This is a genomic window from Oryzomicrobium sp. (genome assembly GCF_021287045.1).
Lineage (GTDB): Bacteria > Pseudomonadota > Gammaproteobacteria > Burkholderiales > Rhodocyclaceae > Oryzomicrobium.
In genome coordinates, this window is the sequence record NZ_JAJTBG010000024.1 from 1 (window position 1) to 19,918 (window position 19,918).

Sequence of the window (19,918 nt, forward strand, 5' to 3'; positions counted from 1 at the left end):
AGCTACCACTTAGCCAAGCACCTACACCTATCGGCTGTTCAATTTTTAAAGAGCTAATTGGTTGCGGGGGTAGGATTTGAACCTACGACCTTCGGGTTATGAGCCCGACGAGCTGCCAGACTGCTCCACCCCGCGTCCGCTGCAACGTTGTTTTTAATCGTTCGTTGCGTCGATCAGAGAAGCGAGATATTAAACACTTCTCAGAACTTCGTCAACCCCCTGTCGTTTATTTTGTTTCGTTGCCGTTTGCTGCTTTGGCGCGGAAGCGACAGGGCGTCGCGAAGAGGGGCGGAATATACGCTAGCTTTTGAGCCAGTGCAACACCCCTTCCCACTGCTCGATGTCTTTTTTGTGCCGGGAGCGGGGCGGATCGAACAGGGAAGCACCGGCGGCGGCCGCGTTTACATAGTTCTGCGTGTTCCGCAGGTAGGCGAGCAGCGGCAGATCGAAGTGCTTGAGGTACTCCTCGAGCATGGCAGCGGCCTTGGTGCGGGGATCGACCCGCATGGCGACGATACCGACCACGCCCCTGCGGCCGCGCAGATCGCTACGCAGGGAATTGAGGAAGTCCTCGGTGGCCGCCATGTCGAAGACCGACGGCACCACGGGGACGATCACCTTGTCCACGGCGCGCAGGTAATCCGACAGCTTGTAGCCTTGCAGGCCGGCGGGGGCGTCGAGGATGACCCAGTCCTGGCCCGCCGGGGGCGAGAACACCAGCTGGTTGCCGGCGAAGACGCCGTTGATCGCCGGGGATGCCCCATCGCGGAAGGCCAGCCAGCGCAGCGACGACTGCTGCCGGTCCAGGTCGCAGAGGGTCACCTTCTTGCCCTGGTTGGCAAAGTGTCCAGCCAGGTTCGTCGCCAGCGTCGTCTTGCCCGCCCCGCCCTTCGGGTTGGCCACCATTACAGCGCGCATCCTCATCCCCTTTTCAATCCAAGCAGTAAAGGGCGCCAGAAGCGCCCGGTCAGATCTTTTCAGTGTTGCCCTGCCCCGGCTGCCAGGCCAGCAGACGCCGTTCAACCTGGCTAACTAGGCCGTCCAGCAACAGGGCACATGCCGTCAGCACAAGAATACCGGCAAACACGGTATTGATGTCGAAGCTTCCTTCGGCTTGCAGGATCAGATAACCCACGCCCTTGGCCGATCCCAGGTACTCCCCCACCACCGCGCCGACGAAGGCCATGCCCACGGAGGTGTGCAGGCTGGAGAAGACCCAACTCATGGCCGACGGCAGGTAGACGTGGCGCAGCAGCTGGCGCCGGCCCGCCCCCAGCATGCGGGCATTGGCCAGGACGACCGGGCTCACTTCGCGGATGCCTTGATAGACGTTGAAGAAGACGATGAAGAACACCAGGGTGATGCCCAGCGCCACCTTGGAGCCGATGCCCAGGCCGAACCACACGGCGAAGATCGGCGCCAGGATCACCCGGGGCATGGCGTTGGCTGCCTTGATATAGGGATCGGCAAGCACCGCCGCCGTCGGCGACAGTGCCAGCCACAGCCCGACCGCCAAGCCCAAGCCGGTGCCGAAGGCAAAGGCCAGGACAGTTTCGATCAAGGTCACGCCGAGATGGGGGTAGATGTCGCCGCTGGCGAACCATTCGCCGATGCGCACCAGCACCCGCAGCGGCTCACCAAAGAAGAAAGGGGGCAGGATGGCGCTCGCGGTGAGCCCCCACCACAACCCGAACAGAGCCAGCAGCACCAAGAGTTGGTAGACGCGCAGGCGCAGCCCGCTCGGCACCGTATGGGAATCATTCATGGCGGCCTCCGCTGGCCCGGGCCATGCCCTGGCTCTGGGCATAGCCCTTGAGCACCTCCTCCTTCATGGCTCCCCAGATGCGGCCATGCAGTTCGACGAAGTGTGGAGTTAGGCGGATTTCCGCCACATCCCGGGGGCGGGGCAGGCCGATGGCAAACTCGCCGATGGGATGGGAGGCCGGTCCGGCCGAGAGCACCACCACCCGGTCGGACAGGGCGATGGCCTCTTCCAGGTCGTGAGTGATGAACAACACCGACTTCCGGTCTGCCGACCATAGGTCGAGCAGTTCGTTTTCCATGAGTTGCCGGGTCTGGATGTCCAGGGCCGAGAACGGTTCGTCCATGAGGATGATCCGGGGATCGAGGATCAGCATCTGGGCCAGGGCCACCCGCTTCTTCATCCCGCCGGAGAGCTGGTGCGGATAGCGGTCGGCATGCTGCGCCAAGCCCACCCGCTGCAGCCAGTAGCGCGCCTGCTCCCGGGCTTCGACTGGCGAGGTGCCGCGGAAGATCAAGCCGGCCATCACGTTGTCGATGGCGCTTTTCCACGGCATCAGGCTGTCGGCCTGAAACATGTAGCCGGCGTGGCGGTTGAGTCCGTCCAAAGGCTGGCCGAAAACCCGCACCTGCCCCGCCGAGGGCTGCAACAGGCCGGCCGCCATGTTGAGCAGGGTGGATTTGCCGCAGCCGGTGGGGCCGACCACGCACACGAACTCCCCCTGGGCGACGTCGAGATCAACGCCGGCGACGGCGGTATACCGCCCGCCACCGGGCGCGGCAAAAGCGGCACTGACCGCCGCAAAGGAAAGAGCGCAATCGGACATATATATAGAGAGGAGGGCGGCGCAAATGAAACGGCCCCGCACTGGCGGGGCCGAAACCGGTTACTTATATTTCCGCTGCGCCTGGAGGGCGAAGCTGTTGTCGTAGGTCTTGGACAGGTCGATCCGGGCCCCGGCCACGGTGGGGTCGAAACTACGCAGCACCTTGTAGACGTTCTGCACCCCATCCGGGCTGATCGTCCCGTCCGGCGAAAAAGCTGCTGTATTCTTCATCAGCGAAACCTTGTACAGCCCCCGGTCACTGCCATAGAACTCGGGTGGCACGGTAGCCACCACCTGCTCCGGCGTCGCTTTCTGCAACCAGCGATCGGCCCGCACCAGGGCATTGACCACCGCCTGGGTAGTGCGCGGGTTGTGAATGATGAAGTCGTTGGTGGCGTAGATGCAGCCAGCGGCATATGCCCCGCCATAGACGTACTGCATGCCGGCCTCGGTGCGGGTGTCCACCACCGGCACCACGTCGCCGATCACCTCCAGGGTGCTGATCACCGGGTCCAGGTTGGCCACGGCGTCGACGTCCCCCCGCCGGATGGCGGCGATCGCCCCGGCGCCCGCCCCCACGCCGATGATCGATACCGCATCGAGCTTGAGGCCCTCCTTGGCCAGCAGGGTGTTGACGAACATGTTGGTGCTGGAGCCCGGCGCCGTCACGCCGATCTTGAGCCCCTTCAGGTCCTTCGGCGACTTGTAGCGGGCCGCCCTGTCCTTGCGCATGGCCAGCACGATGCCCGCCATGCGCCCTTCCAGAGCCACCGCTTTGATCCACTGCCCCTTGGCCTGGAGCGAAATGGTGTGCTCGAAGGAGCCGGACACCAGGTCGGCGCTGCCGCCCATCAGGGCCTGGAGCGCCTTGGCCCCGCCGGGGAAATCGACGATTTCCACGTTGAGCCCTTCATCCTTGAAATAGCCCAGCCGCTCGGCGATGGTGAGCGGCAAATAGTAGAACAGCCCCTTGCCGCCGACGGCGATGGTCAGCCTGGGCTTTTCAGGCCCCTCAGCCGCCAGGGCCGGGAGCGAACAGCCGACGGCGGTGGCCGCGGCCGCAAGCCCCACGCCGGCAAGCCGTTGGAGGATAATGCGGCGTTCCCGGTCGGCCGGGGGCAGGCAGGACGAAGTCATCGCGGCGTCTCCTCATGTCGTGTTTTTTGATGCGGCGGAAGGTTAATGACAGGCCGCTCGCATAGCATCGCCGATTATAGCTTCGCCCCGGCGCCCATCGGCGCTACAATTAAGCATTCCATAATCCCGTCTCATAATGTCTAACGACCTCGACAAACCCCGCCAGGGCATTCAATCCATCGAAGTCGGCGCCCGCCTGCTGCGCGCCCTGGCCAACTCGGGGCGCCCCACCATGCTGCGCGACCTGGCCAAGGATGCGGGCATGCCCGCCGCCAAGGCCCACCGCTATCTGGTGAGTTTCGTGCGCATGGGCCTGGTGGAACAGGACCCGGCCAGCAGCCGCTACGCCCTCGGCCCCTTCGCCCTGGAACTGGGCCTGGCCTGCCTGGGCCGCCTCGATCCGGTGCGCATCGCCGGCCCCATCCTGGACGAACTGTGCGAAGCCATCCAGGAAACCGTGGCCCTGGCCGTCTGGGGCAACCGGGGACCCACCATCGTGCGGCTGGCCGAACCTCCCGGCCCGATCAACGTCACCCTGCGTGCCGGCACCGTGCTCCCCCTCACCACCTCGGCCACCGGCCGCGCCTTCTCGGCTTTCCTGCGCAGCCCGGCGCTCAAGCGCATCGCCGACGACGAGATGAAGTCCCTGGCCGCCGCCACCCCGGGCCTGACCCTGGCGGAACTCAAGCGCGACTTCGAGGCCAGCCAGAGCGAAGCCAAGGAAAACGGCGTCGGCCGCGCCAGCGGCAGCCTCTCCCCCGGGGTCAACGGCTTCAGCGCCCCGGTGTTCGACTACACCGGCGAAATGGTGGCCGCCGTCACCACCCTGGGCGCCGTCGGCCACCTGGACAGCCGGGTGGACAGCGCCCCCATCACCGCCCTCAAGGACGCGGCGGAGCAGCTCTCCAGCCTCCTCGGCCACGCGGCCACGCCGCTCTAAGCCAACCGCCTCGCAGCACAACGAACAAGGCCTGGGATTTCCCGGGCCTTGTTCGTTTGCGCCCCCCACCAGGGCGGCAGGGGTAACTCACTCAGCCCCCCTCAGAAACGGGTCGTCAGGGTCAGCCGCACCGTGCGCCCTTCCACCGGGTGGAAATGCACATCCTCGACGCTGGCCGCTTCGTTGCGCAGACGCGAGGCGTAGTAGTACTCGATGTCGTTGACCTTGCGGTCGAACAGGTTGAACACGTCCAGGGCCAGGCGAGTGCGGCGGTCCACCTTATAGCCCAGGCGCAGCGAGGTCAGGGCCGAGGCCGAGGAACGCACCGAGTTGTCCTCCACCAGCGGGCGTGGGCCGAAGTAACGGAAGCGCAGGGCGCCGAACCAGGGCCCCAGGTTGTCCACCGCCAGGCCGGCGGACACCGCCGTCTCGATCGCCCCGGGAATGCGGTTACCGATGGGCTGGTCGTCGCGGAAGCGGGCCCGGGACCAGGACAGGTCCAGGTCGGCGGTGAGCCAGCTGGCCGGGGTGAAGAAGTTGGCCCACTCCACCCCCTGGCGCCGGCTCGGCCGCGACGGCTCGGTGGTGCCCGCGTCGCCGACGAAAAGCAGCTCGGAAGCCAGGTCCAGCTGCCAGAGCGACACGGTGGTGTTCCAGCCGGCCAGCGGCTCGCTGCGCACGCCCACCTCGCCGCCCCGGGAACGGACCAGGGGCGTCACCCGGCTGGCCGGCTCGGCCGGGTTTTCCGGATTGACCCGCAGGGTGGTCCCCCGGGCGTCGTTGCTGTGGAAACCCAGGCCGTAATTGACGTACAGCTCGGTCCGCCTCCAGGGGCCGAACACCAGACCGAACTTGGGGCTGGCCAGGGAATCGCTGGCCCGTCCGCCGTTCTCGGCCAGGGAACTGCCCACGTGAAAGCGGTAATAGTCGATCCGAGCGCCGACGATGGAACGCAGCCAAGGCGTCCAGCGGGCCTGGTTCTCGCCGTAGAGGGCCACGCTGCTCTGCTCGACCCGGTCCTGGCGCACCGTGGACAGGGTTTCCCGGTCCGCGGTGTAGTACAGGCCGACCCGGCCGATGCGGTCATGGCGGCCGGTGAGCCCCAGGGTATTTTCCAATTCCACGCCGCCCAGGCGGGCATAGGTAGTGCGGGCCAGGTCGAAGCCACCGGCACGGCGCCGGTCGTCCTGGCGGAACTGGTCGCCATTGACCGGATCCCGGTCGTAGTAGGTGAAGTTGGACCACAGGTCCAGGCTGTAGTCGAGCAGCCAGGCGTTGGCCCGGCTGCGCCCGGCGGCATCGCTCTGCGCCCACTGGGCCGACAGGCTGGTACGCCGGGTGCTGCCGCCGGTGGAATCGTCCAGGCTGCCGTAGCGGCCGATCAGCCCCTCGCCCACCGCCCGCTCGGGAATCTGGTCGGTGGACGTCCAGCGCCCCGAATAGCTCATGCCGGTGACCGACCAGCCGTTGGCCTCGCTGCCCTGGCTGTAGCGCAGCACCCCGTTCCATTTGCGGTAGTTTTCCGGCACCTGCCAGGGGCCGTTGTTGTGGTAGGCCTCCAGGGCATAGAGCAGGCGGCCGCCGGCCAGTTCAGGCGACCCCGCCACCAGGCTGCGGGCGTAGCCCCCCTGCCCCCAGCCGAGGGAGGCCAGGGTGCCGTCGATGCGCCGCACCAGGCCGATGCGGGCCGAGCCGGCGGAGGAAAAATCCCCCTCCTCGGCAAAGTAGGGCCCCTTGCGGTAGCGGATGGTGTCCACCAGTTCGGGGATCAGGAAGTTGAGATCGGTATAGCCGTGGCCATGGGCATGGGTCGGCAGGTTCACCGGCATGCCGTCCACGTAGGTGGCAAAGTCGGTGCCATGGTCCAGGTTGAACCCACGCAGGAAATACTGGTTGGCTTTGCCGTCCCCGGCGTGCTGGGTGACGATCAGGCCCGGCACCTGCTCCAGGGCCTCCGCCGGCCGCAGCAGGGGCAGGGTGGAAAGGCGCTCGCCGCTCACCACCCCCTCGCTGGCCGCCCCGGCCACCCCGGACAGATCCTCCTTGCTGCTGCGCACCTGGATCGCCGACAGGGTGGTTTCGCCGCTATTTTCCACCCCGCCGGCGGCGCCGGCAGCCATCAGCCCCAAGGCGGTGAGGGAAACGCGCAGGCGGCGGATGGCCCGATGGCGAGCCCCCTTGGTAACACGCTCACGCGACTGGTTTGGCTTGCATGCTGCGTATGAAAATTTTTTATTTCTTCTCATTGTCGTGCCAAAAAATCCGCTGCGCCGGCAGCGGACCTTTCCTCCTTTGTGGATAACGAAACGGCGGGGTCTTACGCCCCTGGACTAATGGCTTACTTAGGCGCCCTGGGCATCCTCCCCGGCCAGCAGCGGCGGGCGGGCCAGACGCAGGCCGGCGATGAAGCTCAGACCGATCATCAACACCAAGGCCGCGCCGAAGAACAGTTCTTTGCCGTCGCTCCAGGCGGCAACCTCGTCGGAACAGAAGCGGGCCGCGCCGAAGGCCGCCACGGTCAGGCTGACGCAGGCCACCGCCAGGCCCATGACGCGGGACGCCAGCCGGGCGGCCCGGTCGGCGCGGCGGATCAGGCGGGAAATCCACAGGCCGTTGATGCCATCGGTGATCAGCATGCCAGCGGTGAACAGCAGGGCCAGGGCCAAGGCATGGCCCCAGCCCCCCAGCCGGCTGCCAGCCACCGAGAACAGGGCCGCCTGGGAAAGGGTGTCGAAGGACAGGGCGAACAGGGCGCCGACTCCCATCACCAGCCAGGGGCCGAACCGTCCGTTGCCCTCACCGGAGCCCGCCAGGCGGAGCAGCAGGCCAGAGACGAAGCGCCCCTTGAGCCCCACCGGACTGACCATTTCGTCCGGCGCGGCGCGCCATACGGCATGCAGGTTGAGCAGCCCCAGGCCGCTGAGAAAGACGATCGAGATCACCGCGCCGGTAGTCTCGAACCACTCGGGCACCTGCCAGCCGCGGGCCAGCCGGCTGGCGGCCAGGGCGATCGCCACCACCACGGCCCCGTGTCCTAGGGAGAACAGGACGCCGCAAAAGCTCTGAAAGCCGCGCCGCTGGCGCGCCGAAAGGCGGGTCATGCCGTCGATGGTGGCCAAATGATCGGCGTCGAAGCCGTGCTTGAGACCAAGCAGAAGGGCCAGGGCCGCCAGGGCCAGGAAGTCCGTGGGCAGGGAATCCATGGTGTCGTATGAAGAAATTTAATTTCTTTCATACAAATACCGTGCCAGTGCGCTCACGGGGGCGCCGCCGCCCCGCCGCTCAAGGGCTGGCGGCGATTGCGGGCAGACATGGAGCGCAGACGGACGGCAAGGGGATTGCCGCCGCCCCGCCCAAACCGGTCAGCCCCTTTGCAGCGGGCCGGCGGCCGGCAGCGTCAGCGTGAAGCAGGCGCCGCCGGCCGGCGTATCTGGAATGCTGGCGGTCAGGTTACCGCCGTGGCGCTCGACGATGCCGTAACTGATCGACAGGCCTAGCCCCGTGCCCTGTCCCACCGGCTTGGTGGTGAAGAATGGCTCGAACAGGTGGGGTAGGGACTCGGGGGCGATGCCCGCCCCGTTGTCGCAAAAATGCACGGCGATGGTAGCCGGCTGGCCGCCCTCCCCTGCCGTCATGCCGCCCCGGATCTCCAGCCGGGCGTCGGTGCGTCCGGCGCAGGCGTCCACCGCGTTCTGCACCAGGTTCATGGCCACCTGCTGCAACTGGCCCGAGGAACCGGCGCATGGCAGCGCCACCGGCAGATCGAGCACCACGCGGAACCCCGGGGGAGCGCTCTTTTCCACCCAATGCACCGCCCGCTGGATGACCTCGGTGAGGTTCACCGGCTCCGGCGTGGCCTTGTCCACGGCGGAAAAGCGCTTCAGGGCATCGACGATGTCCCGGGTGCGCTCGGCCCCTTCGATCAGGCCGTCGATCAGGGCCGGCATGTCCTCCAGCACCCGGTCGATGCGCAGCCGCTGGCGCAGGGCGGCCGGTTCGGCGCTGGAGCCCGGCACGCCTTCCGCTCCGTGGATCGCCCCCAGGTACTCGGTAAGCCGGGCGGCGTAGCGCTTGAGGGAAAGCACGTTGCCGAGCACGAAGCTGATCGGGTTGTTCAACTCATGGGCCACCCCGGCCACCAGCCGGCCCAGGGACGCCATTTTCTCGGCGTGAAGCAGTTGGCCCTGGGTGCGTTTCAGGTCGTCGTGGGCCTGGCGCAACTGCTGATAGGCTCGGCGTAGCTCGCCCACCGGCCGGCCGGTGAGCACCAGCCCCATCAATTTGCCCGCCGGGGTCAGGCGGGGAGTGCAGTTGAGGGAAACGGGCACCGCCGTGCCGTCGCCGGCACGCAGGTGCAGTTCGCAGTCGTGGATTCCGTCGCGGCCGTGGATCGACACCAGATGGCGTGCCCGGACCCGCTCGCCTTCGTCGGCGAACAGGTCGAACACCGGTGTGCCCACCAGGGCCTCGGCGGCCCGGCCGGTGAAGTGCTGCAGGGCCGGATTGGTCTCGATGATGGCCCCGTCCCGGTCACAGACGATGAGGATGTCGGAGATCGAGGCGAGCACGCTCTCGATGAACTGGTGCGACTCCTCCAGGGCGGCGTTCTTCTCTTCCAGCGCCACCTCGTACTGGAGCAGGTCGTTGTAGACCTCGTCCATCTTCTGGATCACCTCGATCCAGGCCTGTTCCCCCAGGGCGTCGTCGCCGGCGGGCGGTGCAGGCGGCGCGGGCAGCGGCCGGGCCATGGCGGCGCTCCTCAGCGGGCCGGACGGTAATGGACGTGGGCAGTGCCGTCGGCGTGGTGGTGCGCCTTGCCGCCGTGGCGATGGCCGCGCCCTCCGTCCACTTCCGTGGCGATGACGTTGAGCGCTCCGTGGCGCACGCCCCGCTCGGCGATCAGGGCGTCGGCGAAGGCCCGCACCTCGGCGGTGGAGCCCTTGAGGATCACCGACTCCAGGCAGTTGGCGTGGTCCAGGTGGCTGTGCATGGCGGCCACGATCAGGTCGTGGTGGTCGTGCTGCACCGCCGTCAGGCGTTCCGCCAGCTCCCGCTCGTGGTGGTCGAAGACGTAGGACAGGTTGGCGACGCAGTGGCCCGTGGGCGCCTGGCGCTGCCGGTCGCTCTCGATGGCGGCGCGGATCAGGTCGCGCACCGCCTCGGAGCGGTGGCTGTAACCGCGGGCGGCGATCAGGGCGTCGAACTGTTCGGCCAACTGGGCGTCAAGAGATATGGTGAAGCGTTCCATGGTCGGTCTGCGGCGGAATGGCAAGGGTGCCAAAAGGTTGGCGGGCGCGACCCGGAGCTTACCACCGGGCCCGCCTGCGCAACCGTGGTGCCAGGCCCCGTTGTTACAATGCCTCGCGCATCCCCGGGTCCGGCCGTGCCTTCCACATTCTCCACATTCTCCACGTTTCTCACCACGGGACTGGTGGACGAGGCAGCCGACACCCGAATATTCGGTTTCGTGCCGCACGCCTGCCGATGCCGCTGCCACCACGCCGAAATTGAGTCCCCGCGCGGCTTGGCGTAACGTGGGGGACATCCACCGGCATTCCCATCCGTCGCGACGGGCATAGCAGTATGCCCCTGCCCTTTTCCGGGATTCGACCATGCTCATTCCGCCGATCCGCGCCGATGAAACCGAGCGGCTCGCCGCCCTGTACCGCCTGCAGGTGCTCGACACCCCCCCCTGCGACGAACTGGACCGCATCACCCGCCAAGTCCGGCGCCTGTTCGGCGTGGACACGGTGCTCGTCTCCCTGGTGGACAAGGGACGCGACTGGTTCAAGTCGAAGCAAGGGGAAGGGCTGACGCCCCTAGAGTCGCCCCGCGATTATTCGTTCTGCGCCCACGCCATCGCCCAGGACAGCATGCTGGTGGTGCCCGACGCCCGCCAGGACGAGCGCTTCTGCGACAACCCCATGGTCACCGGCCCCTCCCGGGTGGTCTTTTACGCCGGCCAGCCGATCCATACCCTGGACGGTCTGCCCATCGGCACCCTGTGCCTGGTCGATTCCCGCCCCCGGCAACTGTCGGAGGACGACCGCGTCTCCCTGGTCGATTTCGCCAACCTGGTGGAACGCTACTTCCAGCGCATCGAAATCATCTTCCTCGAACGGCAGACGACCCGGGATCTGCTCCATTCCGAAGCCTTGTTCGAAAGCATCTTCTCCGCCGCCCGGGTCGGCATCGCCATGGTTTCCCTGGACGGTCGCTGGCAGCGGGTGAACCCGCGCCTGTGCGACATCGTCGGCTATCCGGAAGAAGAACTGCTGGCCACCACTTTCCAACAGGTCACCCATCCGGCGGACCTGCAGATCGATCTGGACCTGGTGAAAAAATTGCTGGACGGCGACATTTCCAGCTATGCCCTGGAAAAGCGCTACCTGACCCGGGACGGCAACATCGTCTGGATCCTGCTCAACGTGACCCTGATGCGCGACGAGCGGGGAGAGCCGCTTCATTTCATTTCCATCGTCGAGGACATCAACGAGCGCAAGACCATGGAAAAGGCCCTGCTCGAAGCCAAATCCACCCTCGAATACAAGGTCAAGGAGCGCACCGCCGAGCTGGAACTGGCCAACCTGATGCTGGAAAAGAGCCAGCACCGCCTGAAAATGGTGTCCGATAACATCCCGGCCCTGCTGTCCTACGTGGATGCCGACCTCTGCTACCAGTTCGCCAACCGTACCTACGAGGAGTGGTTCGGCCTGGCGCCGGACGAGGTCGTCGGCCTCTCCATGCTCGAACTGATCGGCGATGAAGCCTTCAGCCGCGCCCAGCCCTACGCCATGCGGGCCCTCACCGGGGAGCAGGTGGTGTTCGAAAACCACTTCCAGGTAAAGAAAAAGGAAATGCAGGTGCAGACCACCCTGGTGCCCGACCTGGACCCCAGCGGCCACGCCGTCGGCTTCTATCTGCTGTCCATGGACGTCACCAAGCAGAAGCAGCTCGAAGCCCGCCTGCTCGAGGAGGCCACCCGGGATTCCCTGACCAACCTCTACAACCGGCGGGCCTTCATGCTCAAGCTCAACGAGGCGATCGCCCGCAGCCGGCGCCAGCGCACCAACATCGCCCTGCTGTTCATCGACCTCGACCGCTTCAAGACCCTCAACGACACCCACGGCCACAAGTTCGGCGACGCGGTGCTGCGCGCCATCGCCGACATTCTCACCAGCCACACCCGGGCCACCGACACCGTGGCCCGCCTGGCCGGCGACGAATTCACCATCATCATGGAAGGGCTGGATGGCGATCCGAATGCGCCCGAGCGCCTCGCCCGGAAGATCCAGGAGGCGGTGGCCGCCGTGGAAACCGTGGCCCACAAGCCGGTGAACCTGGCGCTCAGCATCGGCGTCGCCCTGCGCGGCCACGACTCGACACTGAATGCCGACGAACTGATCTCCTACGCCGACACGGCCATGTACGCCGACAAGCGCCGGCCATCGGCCAGCGATTCCCCCGTCCACTGACGCCCCATGTCCTACCTCGACGATCCCCGGGTCTATTTCGCCGCCGAACGCACCCTGCTTGCCTGGCAGCGCACCGCCATCGCCCTGATCGGCCTGGGCTTCGTCATCGAGCGCTTCGGCCTGTTCATCCGCATGATCGGCCCGAACCCGGCCCACGGCGGCGGCAGCGGCCACCCGACCCTGGTGTTCGGCGTGGTATTCATGCTCATCGGCGCCCTGGTGGCCTTCGTCTCGGCCCTGCAATTCCGCCGCTTCACCCGGGACCTGTCCGCCCCGGAAATCCCCCGGGGCTACGCCACCTGGCTAGGCCCGGTGGTGAACTACCTGCTGGCAGCCATCGCCCTGGGGCTGGCCATCTGGTTCGTGGCGGGCGGCTAAAACGCCGTGACGGCTTCACCGGCCGCGGTATTGAGCGGCGTTCACTTTCCCCAGGCCGGCGGGCCCGGTTCCCGACACTGCAACCTTCGCAACAGCATTACAAGCACCTGTACTACGCGCACCGGATGCAAAGAGGCAGCCCCCAAGCAAGGCGGAACCCGCATTCGCCCTCACCGCTCCTGGCCTTGCGCGGGGGGCCACCGACTTCATTTTCGATGAAGCGCGTCCCCAGGCACCAGTCTTGGCTGCATTCCACGGGCCTCTGCAGGGGGTGGCGTGGTAACAGCCGCGTTGTAGATAATCCGGCACTCGCTTAAAACACCTTTGGCCTGTTGACGGTCAGCCAGGCCTGGGAATCTCGCCTCGAGTGGTGAACTGCATGCTCGTCGCCCACGATGCCATATTGCCGCTTTTGGTGATGCCCACCTGACGGCGTTCACATCGAGCGGGATTACAAGCTAGCTGTCGGTAGGCGTAACCCGGGCGATGCAGGCCGTCTTGTTTTGCGCCCTGCTACTACCACACTGCCATCCCGATTAAGGGCCATCGCTTCGCTGGTGATGTCCTGGTCTACGCTAAGACCGGCGGCACACAGCCAGTTCTCAACGCTTTACATGCCCGTCGCCTGGGTCCAACAGATGGCGCGATAAACGTTTCTGCTGTTATTGGCGTTACCCACCACCACGTTGCCATCAGCACTAACGGCTTGGACATAGGAGTTGACCGTGCTGTTGCCCAGCGTACCCAGGCGGACCATGCGGGCAGCCTCGGCACCGCGGAAGGCACGATTCCGATTGGGCGCTGCACCATCTCGGACGGTGTTCACCCACCCATCGCCCCATCAGCGCTGACGCTCGCTTCAGGCTGCGCCGCCACGGCGCAACTCGGCTCCAGGGCATTCGATGCCTATCAGGTCAAGGTCCTGCTCAATGCGTTTCGCCATGGGCGTTCGACCATGACGTTCAGGCTCACCGTCGAACCGGACGACGGTGTCCGCTTCACGATCACCGACAACGGCTCTGGCTATCCGGCCGCGATCCTCGCCTGTGACAGTCAGGCCATGACAGAGGGCTCAAACGGCCTGAGGGCTGACGTTTGCGCGGGTCATCGCCACCAGCCATGCGACACCCGATGGCCCCCTCGGCCGCGGGGAATTGGCCAGCACAGGCAGTGCGCGCCTTGCACTGTTCCTACCCTAAACCGTCGAGCGCCGCCATTTCCGGTTGCCAAGAAAAACTGCCGCTGTCGTTGAAGAACAGGCAGTGATCGTCGCCGCTCAAAAAGCGCAAGCGCTGTTGCAGATCCTTGGGCGCCAGCTGCATGAGCGCGGGTTCGCCCTTCTTTGTCCGCCACTGTCGCACCAGGGTATCGCCGGAGACTCTCTGGATCGAACAGGAAATGCTCGCCAGCGCATCTTTACGCGCCTGGATGGACTGCTTAAGCGCTCGGTCGATCTCGGCGCAACGATCACGCGCTTCGCGTAAGGCGGTGTTGTGTCCCCCCAGTTTCTTGAGCAGCGGCGCCGTGCGCGTCAGCAGTTCCTTCCAGCGCAATTGCTGCTGCGGATTCATGGTCAGGCCGGCATGCAATTTCGGCTGTATGGCCAGGTAGGTGCGAATATCCTCCTGCACCGAAATCTGCTTGATTGCCGCCTCGCAAGTCTCGATTTCCTCGATCAGTCCCACGCGCTTCTCGACCAATCTGGCGTCGTTGCACTCGAAAGCGTCGAGATCGGGCATGACTATGCTCACAGCGGTTGCCATGCTACGCCGCGCCGTCGACTGCTCGATCACCACCTGCTGGGCGGCAATGGCACAGCCTTCTGAATGAACAATGTGCACTTTGTCGGCAACGATGGTGCATAACAGCGCCTGCTCGATCTCGACATGCGCCGCCGTAATAAAACAAGTCTCGGCCCGCGCCAACTTCACCTTGCCGTTGTGGGCACCCAGGGTGGCGTTGAGCGCCGCTCCCTCGACAGTGATGCTGCCGCCCGGGCTGGTCGCACCACCGCCGCTCAGATTGGCCTTGATCATTACCTCGCCGCCGTCGGACGATATTTTGCCGAAAACATTGGCGAGGAAGGTCATGTGATGCCCGGAGACAACGCGCTTCTCCTGTACCTCGCCATGCTCTTCGTAGTGGTCGCCGACCAGTGCCAGGTCGCCCGTGGTGCGTATGCTGACGCCGACACGGTTGACGATCTTGCCCACCACAGAAACCTGGCCCGATTTCTCGTCGATGTTGAGAAAGCCATCAGCGGCCGACTCTAGCCATTCCTGGCCCTGCTCGCGCCGAACACAGGTTCCCGGTCCAGCCAGGGTGTCGATGTCGAAGTCCTTCACCGCCTTGGGGGACAGTTCCTTGCCGTAAACCGACCAACCGGAAACACCCAGCTCGCGCGGCACCTTTTCGAACAGGCGCGTACCCGACTTCACCTGCGGGAAGCGGTTGCTGTACCGGCACAGATCGATACGGCCATCGGCGCGGAGTTTGGGAGCATCGTCGCGATGCAGTTTGTCGAAGCATTCGACGACCGACGCATCCTTGCCTTCTTTGGGCGAAAGAGCGCGGGCGACGGCGGCACGCTCGCCCTTTCCTTTCCCGATGGCCTGCCGCACCGCCGCCTCGTCAATGCCGAAGCGCACACCACGCAGCCAGAGGTCGGTCATGAATTCGTCGAAATCGAGCTGTACGCGCTCCTCGCGTACGCCGCCGGCGCCGTCATCGACTTCGACGACGATGGGTTCGAACAAGTAGTCGGCCTGCTTGCCGCCGTCCAGCACCTTGACGCCGCGATAGTGGCCGCGCCGGGCCGGCTCGAACGGCACGATGGCCTCCGCCAGGCGAACGAAAGTCTCGCGGCCGCCGGTCCGCAGTGCTTCGATGCGCCGGTCAATATCTTTCGGTTCCCAGCGAAAGGCCAGATCGAGGAATACCTGGTAATAGAGGTTGACGAAACGCAGACCAGCGCCGAACACGCGTTCGACGAAAGTGAGAAACAGGTCGCGCGAGTCGATTGCCGAAAGATCGATGTCCAGGCTCCCAGGCCGGCGACGCACAAACGCCGGCAGAACGATCTGGCCGTCCTGCAAGTCCGCAAGATTGCCGATCACAGAGAAGTTGCGGCTCATAGCGAAAGTAGTAACCGAATCAAAACGAACACTGCCAACCGGCGGCGAGGCAGAGGTTGGGAACGCTGTCTTCGGTAGTGGCATTGAGGGAGAGGGAAGCCTTAGGCGCCCGGCGTGGCCCAGAGTTGGTCAGTCACGGGAACCAGGGCTTCGGCCAGTAGGTAGGCGCCTTCGGTCGTGGTGTTGCCGTTCAGCACCTGGTTTGGCTTGGCCCAGGTCTGGCCCAGCGACAGGTTCACCAGCACCGGACTCAAGCTCTTGCCCAGACCAAACTCGGCCAAGCCAAGATTGCCGCTGCGGGTGCCGTGGTCCTCGCAGCCGGCGCTGGTCAGCGCCATCTGGCCACCGCCGGCGCTTCCCGCCAGGCTGCCCTGCACGCCGGCCAGGGTGACAAGACCACTGCCAATAGGCGTGACTTGGGCGATGAAGGCGGTCTTGTTTTGCGTCCTCCCCACAACCACACTGCCATCCCGATTAAGGGCCGTCGCTTCGCAGGTGATGTTCTGGTCCACGCCGACTCCGGCGGCACGCAGCCAGTTTTCGACACTCTGTATGCCAGTAGCCCTGGTCCAGCGGAAAGCGCGCGACATAGTATTGCCGTCGGAGAAACCCACCACCACCTTGCCATCCGCGCTAACGGCATTGGCAGGAGAATAGGCCGCACCGCAGCACCTCCCCAGGCTGACCATGCCCCCGGCCCGGGTCCAGCGAAAGGCGTGATACTCCCCAGATAGGCCGTCTTCGGCGAGGCCTACCACCACCTTGCCATCGGCGCTGACGCCCGTGGCATAGGAATAGGCGCCACTGTTGAGCCCCCCCAAGCTGACCATGCCACCCGACAGAGTCCAGATAAAGGCGCGATAAGCATTGCCCGCTGCCCCATCCTCGGCGGAGCCCACCACCACCGATCCATCGGCGCTGACACCAGCAGCAGAGGACTCACCCCCTCCATTGAGCCCCCCCAGGCTGACCATGCCCCCGGCCTGGGTCCAGCGAAAAGCACGCATTTCATTGTCCGCAGCGCCGTCGTCAGCGCCTCCCACCACTACGCTGCCATCAGCGCTAACACCTTTGGCATAAGAAAACAAACCACCGTTGAGCACACCCAAGTTGACCATGCCGCTGGACCGAGTCCATCGGAAGGCCCGATCCCTGTTATGCACCGCACCGTCGTAGGCAGTGCCCACCACAACCGTTCCATCGGCGCTGACGCCGGCTGCAAATGAACAATGGCCATCGTTGAGCACGCCCAAGCTGACCATGCCCCCGACGTGAGTCCAGAAAAAGGCGCGAGTTGCGTTCTCCGCCATGCCATCGGCGGCGTTTCCCACCACCACGCCCCCGTCAGCGCTGACGCTAGTGGCGGTAGACGTGGAGCCGCCATTGAGACCGCCCAAGTCTCTGATGCCACCCTGAGCCCAGGCGGCCCCACCCACAGGAGAGGTGAAGACAACCGCCGAAGATAAGTCCGAGACAAGCGGGGGAACATAACAGCCGGTGTTAAAACGGATCATCGCTGCACCTCTCAGAACGCTTTTTGCCAGTTGGCGGCCAGCCAGGCGTTGGGGGTCTCGCCACGGCTGGTGACATTGAGGGAGAGGGAGGCTTTGCCACTGGCCAGGTTGCCTTCGAGGCCCGCGCCCACGCGCAGCCAGTCTTGCTGGTTGCTCTTGCCTGGCAGGTTGAAGGCGAACAGGCCGAGCATCTGCCCCGAGGTGGCCGGACCGCTCTTCTCGAAGCGGTGGGCGGCCTCAAACACCCCCGTCAGGGTCAGACCGTTGGCCAGGGGCTTGGCCGCGTTGAGGCCCAGGCGCAGTTCGGTGGCCTTGTCCGTGCGGGCGGCGAAGCGGGCCGGGAAGCCGCCGCCGGTTTCGGTGTAGGCTCCAAGCCTCGATTCGCTGTAGCTCAGGTCGGCGTAGGGGGAGAACTCGGTGTTGCCCAGCTGCCAGGCCCGGTCCCATTCCAGCCGGCCTCGCAGGCCCCAGGTGTCCGTGGCCGGCTTGCCGCTGGAATAGTCCTGCGCGCCCGCGTTGAGGTAGCCACGCCGCACGTCCGCCGTGCCCCAGTGGCCGTACCCGCCGAGCACCGCCCACAGGTCCCCATGCACGGGCAGCAGGGCCTCGGCCAGCAGATAGGTGCCGTCGGCCTGGGTGCGCCCGTTCTGCACCTGGTTCTGCTTCGCCCAGGTCTGGCCCACGGAAACGTTCAGTTGCACCGGGCCGAAGTTGCGACCCAGGCCAAACTCGGCCAGCCCCAGGTCGCCGGTGCGGCTGCCGTGGTCGTCCCGCCCCCAGTCTCCGGCCAGCCAGAAGGTGTTCTTGTCTGCGTCGACCTGGCGCATCAACGGGCGGCCGTGGGCTCCGTTGATCAACATACCTGTGGCCGACAGGGCCATGCTGCCGCCTTGGGCGGTGCCCATGAGACTCTTCTGCACGTCCGGCAGCGTGACAAGGCCGCTACCGACGGGCGAGACGCGGGCAATGAAGGCGGGACTGTCTTCTGTGTTCCCCACCACCACGCTGCCGTCCTGATTGACGGCCGTAGCTTTGGTAGTGATGTCCTTGGCCACCTTCACGCCGGCAGCGCGCAGCCAGTTCTCCACGCTTTGCATGCCCGTGGCTTGGGTCCAGCGGAAGGCGCGATTCTGATTACCTGCCGCACCGTCATCAGCCTCTCCCACCACCACCTTGCCATCGGCACTGACGGCGTTGGCATAGGAGTAACGACCGTTGTTCAGCGCCCCCAGGCTGACCATGCCGGTGGCCTCGGTCCAGCGGAAGGCGCGATACTGATTGCCTGCCGCCCCGTCGTTAGCCTTTCCCACCACCACCTGACCGTCGGCGCTGACGCCGTTGGCATAGGACTCCACACCGTTGTTCAACATTCCTAGGCTGACCATGCCAGTAGCCTCGGTCCAGCGAAAGGCGCGAGTGCATCCCGACCTGTCATAGTCCGAGCCCACCACCACCGAACCGTCGGCGCTGACGGCGTTGGCATAGGAATAAAGACCGTTGTTCAGCACCCCCAGGCTGACCATGCCGGTGGCCTCGGTCCAGCGGAAGGCGCGCTGCTGATTACTTGCCGCCCCGTCGTTAGCGGTTCCCACCACCACCTTGCCATCGGCACTGACGGCGGTGGCATAGGAGTTACTACCGTTGTTCAGCATCCCCAGGCTGACCATGCCGTTGGCCTCGGTCCAGCGGAAGGCGCGCTGCTGACTACTTGCCGCCTCGACGTCGTAGCCCACCACCACCGACCCGTCGGCACTGACGCCGTTGGCATAGGAAGAACTACCGTTGTTCAGCGTCCCCAGGCTGACCATGCCGGTGGCCTCGGTCCAGCGAAAGGCGCGATCCAGATTCTCCCCCACCACCACAGAACCATCGGCAGAGACACCATAGGCCGAGGAATAGAAACCGCCATTGGGTCCAAGCAGGGGGGTGATGCCATCCACAGCCCAGGCTCCCCCCGCCAGCGGGGCAGCAAAAGCGAACGCCAGGGCCCGGGACAGGCGCGAGAAACGAAGAGGCGCATAACAGCCGGTGTTAAAACGGATCATCGCTGCACCTCTCAGAACGCTTTTTGCCAGTTGGCGGCCAGCCAGGCGTTGGGGGTCTCGCCACGGCTGGTGACATTGAGGGAGAGGGAGGCTTTGCCACTGGCCAGGTTGCCTTCGAGGCCCGCGCCCACGCGCAGCCAGTCTTGCTGGTTGCTCTTGCCTGGCAGGTTGAAGGCGAACAGGCCGAGCATCTGCCCCGAGGTGGCCGGACCGCTCTTCTCGAAGCGGTGGGCGGCCTCAAACACCCCCGTCAGGGTCAGACCGTTGGCCAGGGGCTTGGCCGCGTTGAGGCCCAGGCGCAGTTCGGTGGCCTTGTCCGTGCGGGCGGCGAAGCGGGCCGGGAAGCCGCCGCCGGTTTCGGTGTAGGCTCCAAGCCTCGATTCGCTGTAGCTCAGGTCGGCGTAGGGGGAGAACTCGGTGTTGCCCAGCTGCCAGGCCCGGTCCCATTCCAGCCGGCCTCGCAGGCCCCAGGTGTCCGTGGCCGGCTTGCCGCTGGAATAGTCCTGCGCGCCCGCGTTGAGGTAGCCACGCCGCACGTCCGCCGTGCCCCAGTGGCCGTACCCGCCGAGCACCGCCCACAGGTCCCCATGCACGGGCAGCAGGGCCTCGGCCAGCAGATAGGTGCCGTCGGCCTGGGTGCGCCCGTTCTGCACCTGGTTCTGCTTCGCCCAGGTCTGGCCCACGGAAACGTTCAGTTGCACCGGGCC

At 65.7% G+C, this 19,918-nt stretch carries 15 protein-coding genes and 1 tRNA gene; 3 read left to right on the forward strand and 13 right to left on the reverse strand.

Annotated features, from left to right (window positions below; genetic code table 11):
• Positions 1-58: 58 nt before the first annotated feature.
• The 5 genes from LWW89_RS17345 to LWW89_RS17365 form a co-directional block, all read right to left on the reverse strand.
• Positions 59-135 (reverse strand) — tRNA-Met (locus LWW89_RS17345).
• A 165-nt stretch (positions 136-300) separates the two neighbouring features.
• A complete protein-coding gene (locus LWW89_RS17350) occupies positions 301-918 on the reverse strand; it encodes a ParA family protein (RefSeq protein ID WP_293266472.1) in 618 nt (205 codons plus the stop codon).
• Between the two features lie 49 nt (positions 919-967).
• A complete protein-coding gene (locus tag LWW89_RS17355; RefSeq protein ID WP_293266474.1) occupies positions 968-1,765 on the reverse strand; it encodes an ABC transporter permease in 798 nt (265 codons plus the stop codon).
• Complete coding sequence (locus tag LWW89_RS17360) at positions 1,758-2,588, reverse strand: ABC transporter ATP-binding protein (RefSeq protein WP_293266476.1); 831 nt, start codon at positions 2,586-2,588, stop codon at positions 1,758-1,760. The genes LWW89_RS17355 and LWW89_RS17360 overlap by 8 nt, the downstream gene beginning before the upstream one ends.
• 60 nt (positions 2,589-2,648) lie before the next feature.
• A complete protein-coding gene (locus tag LWW89_RS17365) occupies positions 2,649-3,725 on the reverse strand; it encodes an ABC transporter substrate-binding protein (RefSeq protein ID WP_293266478.1) in 1,077 nt (358 codons plus the stop codon).
• 136 nt (positions 3,726-3,861) lie between these two features.
• On the opposite strand from LWW89_RS17365, the gene LWW89_RS17370 reads away from it, so the two are divergent.
• Positions 3,862-4,665 (forward strand): IclR family transcriptional regulator, encoded by an 804-nt coding sequence (locus tag LWW89_RS17370; protein ID WP_293266480.1) that lies wholly within the window; start codon positions 3,862-3,864, stop codon positions 4,663-4,665.
• A 101-nt stretch (positions 4,666-4,766) separates the two neighbouring features.
• On the opposite strand, the gene LWW89_RS17375 is transcribed toward LWW89_RS17370, so the two are convergent.
• From LWW89_RS17375 to nikR, 4 genes are all read right to left on the reverse strand, one after another.
• On the reverse strand, positions 4,767-6,785 hold the full coding sequence (locus LWW89_RS17375) for a TonB-dependent receptor (RefSeq protein ID WP_293266482.1): 2,019 nt from the start codon (positions 6,783-6,785) through the stop codon (positions 4,767-4,769).
• A gap of 222 nt (positions 6,786-7,007) precedes the next feature.
• Positions 7,008-7,868, reverse strand: a complete 861-nt coding sequence (locus LWW89_RS17380) for a nickel transporter (RefSeq protein WP_293266484.1) — start codon at positions 7,866-7,868, stop codon at positions 7,008-7,010.
• Between the two features lie 159 nt (positions 7,869-8,027).
• Positions 8,028-9,413: an ATP-binding protein gene (locus LWW89_RS17385; protein WP_293266485.1), complete on the reverse strand. Its 1,386-nt coding sequence runs from the start codon at positions 9,411-9,413 to the stop codon at positions 8,028-8,030.
• An 11-nt stretch (positions 9,414-9,424) separates the two neighbouring features.
• Positions 9,425-9,913 (reverse strand): nickel-responsive transcriptional regulator NikR, encoded by a 489-nt coding sequence (gene nikR, locus LWW89_RS17390; protein ID WP_293266487.1) that lies wholly within the window; start codon positions 9,911-9,913, stop codon positions 9,425-9,427.
• A gap of 364 nt (positions 9,914-10,277) precedes the next feature.
• Here nikR and LWW89_RS17395 point away from each other — a divergent pair, with 364 nt between their 5' ends.
• Both LWW89_RS17395 and LWW89_RS17400 read left to right on the forward strand, forming a co-directional pair.
• On the forward strand, positions 10,278-12,140 hold the full coding sequence (locus LWW89_RS17395) for a diguanylate cyclase (RefSeq protein ID WP_293266489.1): 1,863 nt from the start codon (positions 10,278-10,280) through the stop codon (positions 12,138-12,140).
• A gap of 6 nt (positions 12,141-12,146) precedes the next feature.
• Positions 12,147-12,518: a DUF202 domain-containing protein gene (locus LWW89_RS17400; protein WP_293266491.1), complete on the forward strand. Its 372-nt coding sequence runs from the start codon at positions 12,147-12,149 to the stop codon at positions 12,516-12,518.
• A gap of 1,190 nt (positions 12,519-13,708) precedes the next feature.
• Here LWW89_RS17400 and LWW89_RS17405 read toward each other — a convergent pair.
• The 4 genes from LWW89_RS17405 to LWW89_RS17420 all read right to left on the reverse strand — a co-directional run.
• Entirely contained in the window at positions 13,709-15,652 is a 1,944-nt protein-coding gene (locus LWW89_RS17405) for a flagellar assembly protein A (protein ID WP_293266493.1), read from the reverse strand.
• 101 nt (positions 15,653-15,753) lie between these two features.
• Positions 15,754-16,983, reverse strand: coding sequence for a hypothetical protein (locus LWW89_RS17410; protein ID WP_293266495.1), 1,230 nt, complete (start codon positions 16,981-16,983; stop codon positions 15,754-15,756).
• Positions 16,984-17,177: 194 nt separating this feature from the next.
• On the reverse strand, positions 17,178-19,211 hold the full coding sequence (locus LWW89_RS17415; protein ID WP_293266497.1) for an autotransporter domain-containing protein: 2,034 nt from the start codon (positions 19,209-19,211) through the stop codon (positions 17,178-17,180).
• A gap of 11 nt (positions 19,212-19,222) precedes the next feature.
• The coding region (locus LWW89_RS17420) for an autotransporter outer membrane beta-barrel domain-containing protein (protein ID WP_293266499.1) at positions 19,223-19,918 on the reverse strand (696 nt) is incomplete at its 5' end.

Excerpts from the sequence above, each read along its gene's own strand:
- LWW89_RS17350 (WP_293266472.1), bottom strand. The coding sequence starts at position 918 with ATGCGCGCTGTAATGGTGGCCAACCCGAAGGGCGGGGCGGGCAAGACG.
- LWW89_RS17355 (WP_293266474.1), bottom strand. The coding sequence starts at position 1,765 with ATGAATGATTCCCATACGGTGCCGAGCGGGCTGCGCCTGCGCGTCTAC.
- LWW89_RS17360 (WP_293266476.1), bottom strand. The coding sequence starts at position 2,588 with ATGTCCGATTGCGCTCTTTCCTTTGCGGCGGTCAGTGCCGCTTTTGCC.
- LWW89_RS17365 (WP_293266478.1), bottom strand. The coding sequence starts at position 3,725 with ATGACTTCGTCCTGCCTGCCCCCGGCCGACCGGGAACGCCGCATTATC.
- LWW89_RS17370 (WP_293266480.1), top strand. The coding sequence starts at position 3,862 with ATGTCTAACGACCTCGACAAACCCCGCCAGGGCATTCAATCCATCGAA.
- LWW89_RS17375 (WP_293266482.1), bottom strand. The coding sequence starts at position 6,785 with ATGGCTGCCGGCGCCGCCGGCGGGGTGGAAAATAGCGGCGAAACCACC.
- LWW89_RS17380 (WP_293266484.1), bottom strand. The coding sequence starts at position 7,868 with ATGGATTCCCTGCCCACGGACTTCCTGGCCCTGGCGGCCCTGGCCCTT.
- LWW89_RS17385 (WP_293266485.1), bottom strand. The coding sequence starts at position 9,413 with ATGGCCCGGCCGCTGCCCGCGCCGCCTGCACCGCCCGCCGGCGACGAC.
- nikR (WP_293266487.1), bottom strand. The coding sequence starts at position 9,913 with ATGGAACGCTTCACCATATCTCTTGACGCCCAGTTGGCCGAACAGTTC.
- LWW89_RS17395 (WP_293266489.1), top strand. The coding sequence starts at position 10,278 with ATGCTCATTCCGCCGATCCGCGCCGATGAAACCGAGCGGCTCGCCGCC.
- LWW89_RS17400 (WP_293266491.1), top strand. The coding sequence starts at position 12,147 with ATGTCCTACCTCGACGATCCCCGGGTCTATTTCGCCGCCGAACGCACC.
- LWW89_RS17405 (WP_293266493.1), bottom strand. The coding sequence starts at position 15,652 with ATGAGCCGCAACTTCTCTGTGATCGGCAATCTTGCGGACTTGCAGGAC.
- LWW89_RS17415 (WP_293266497.1), bottom strand. The coding sequence starts at position 19,211 with ATGATCCGTTTTAACACCGGCTGTTATGCGCCTCTTCGTTTCTCGCGC.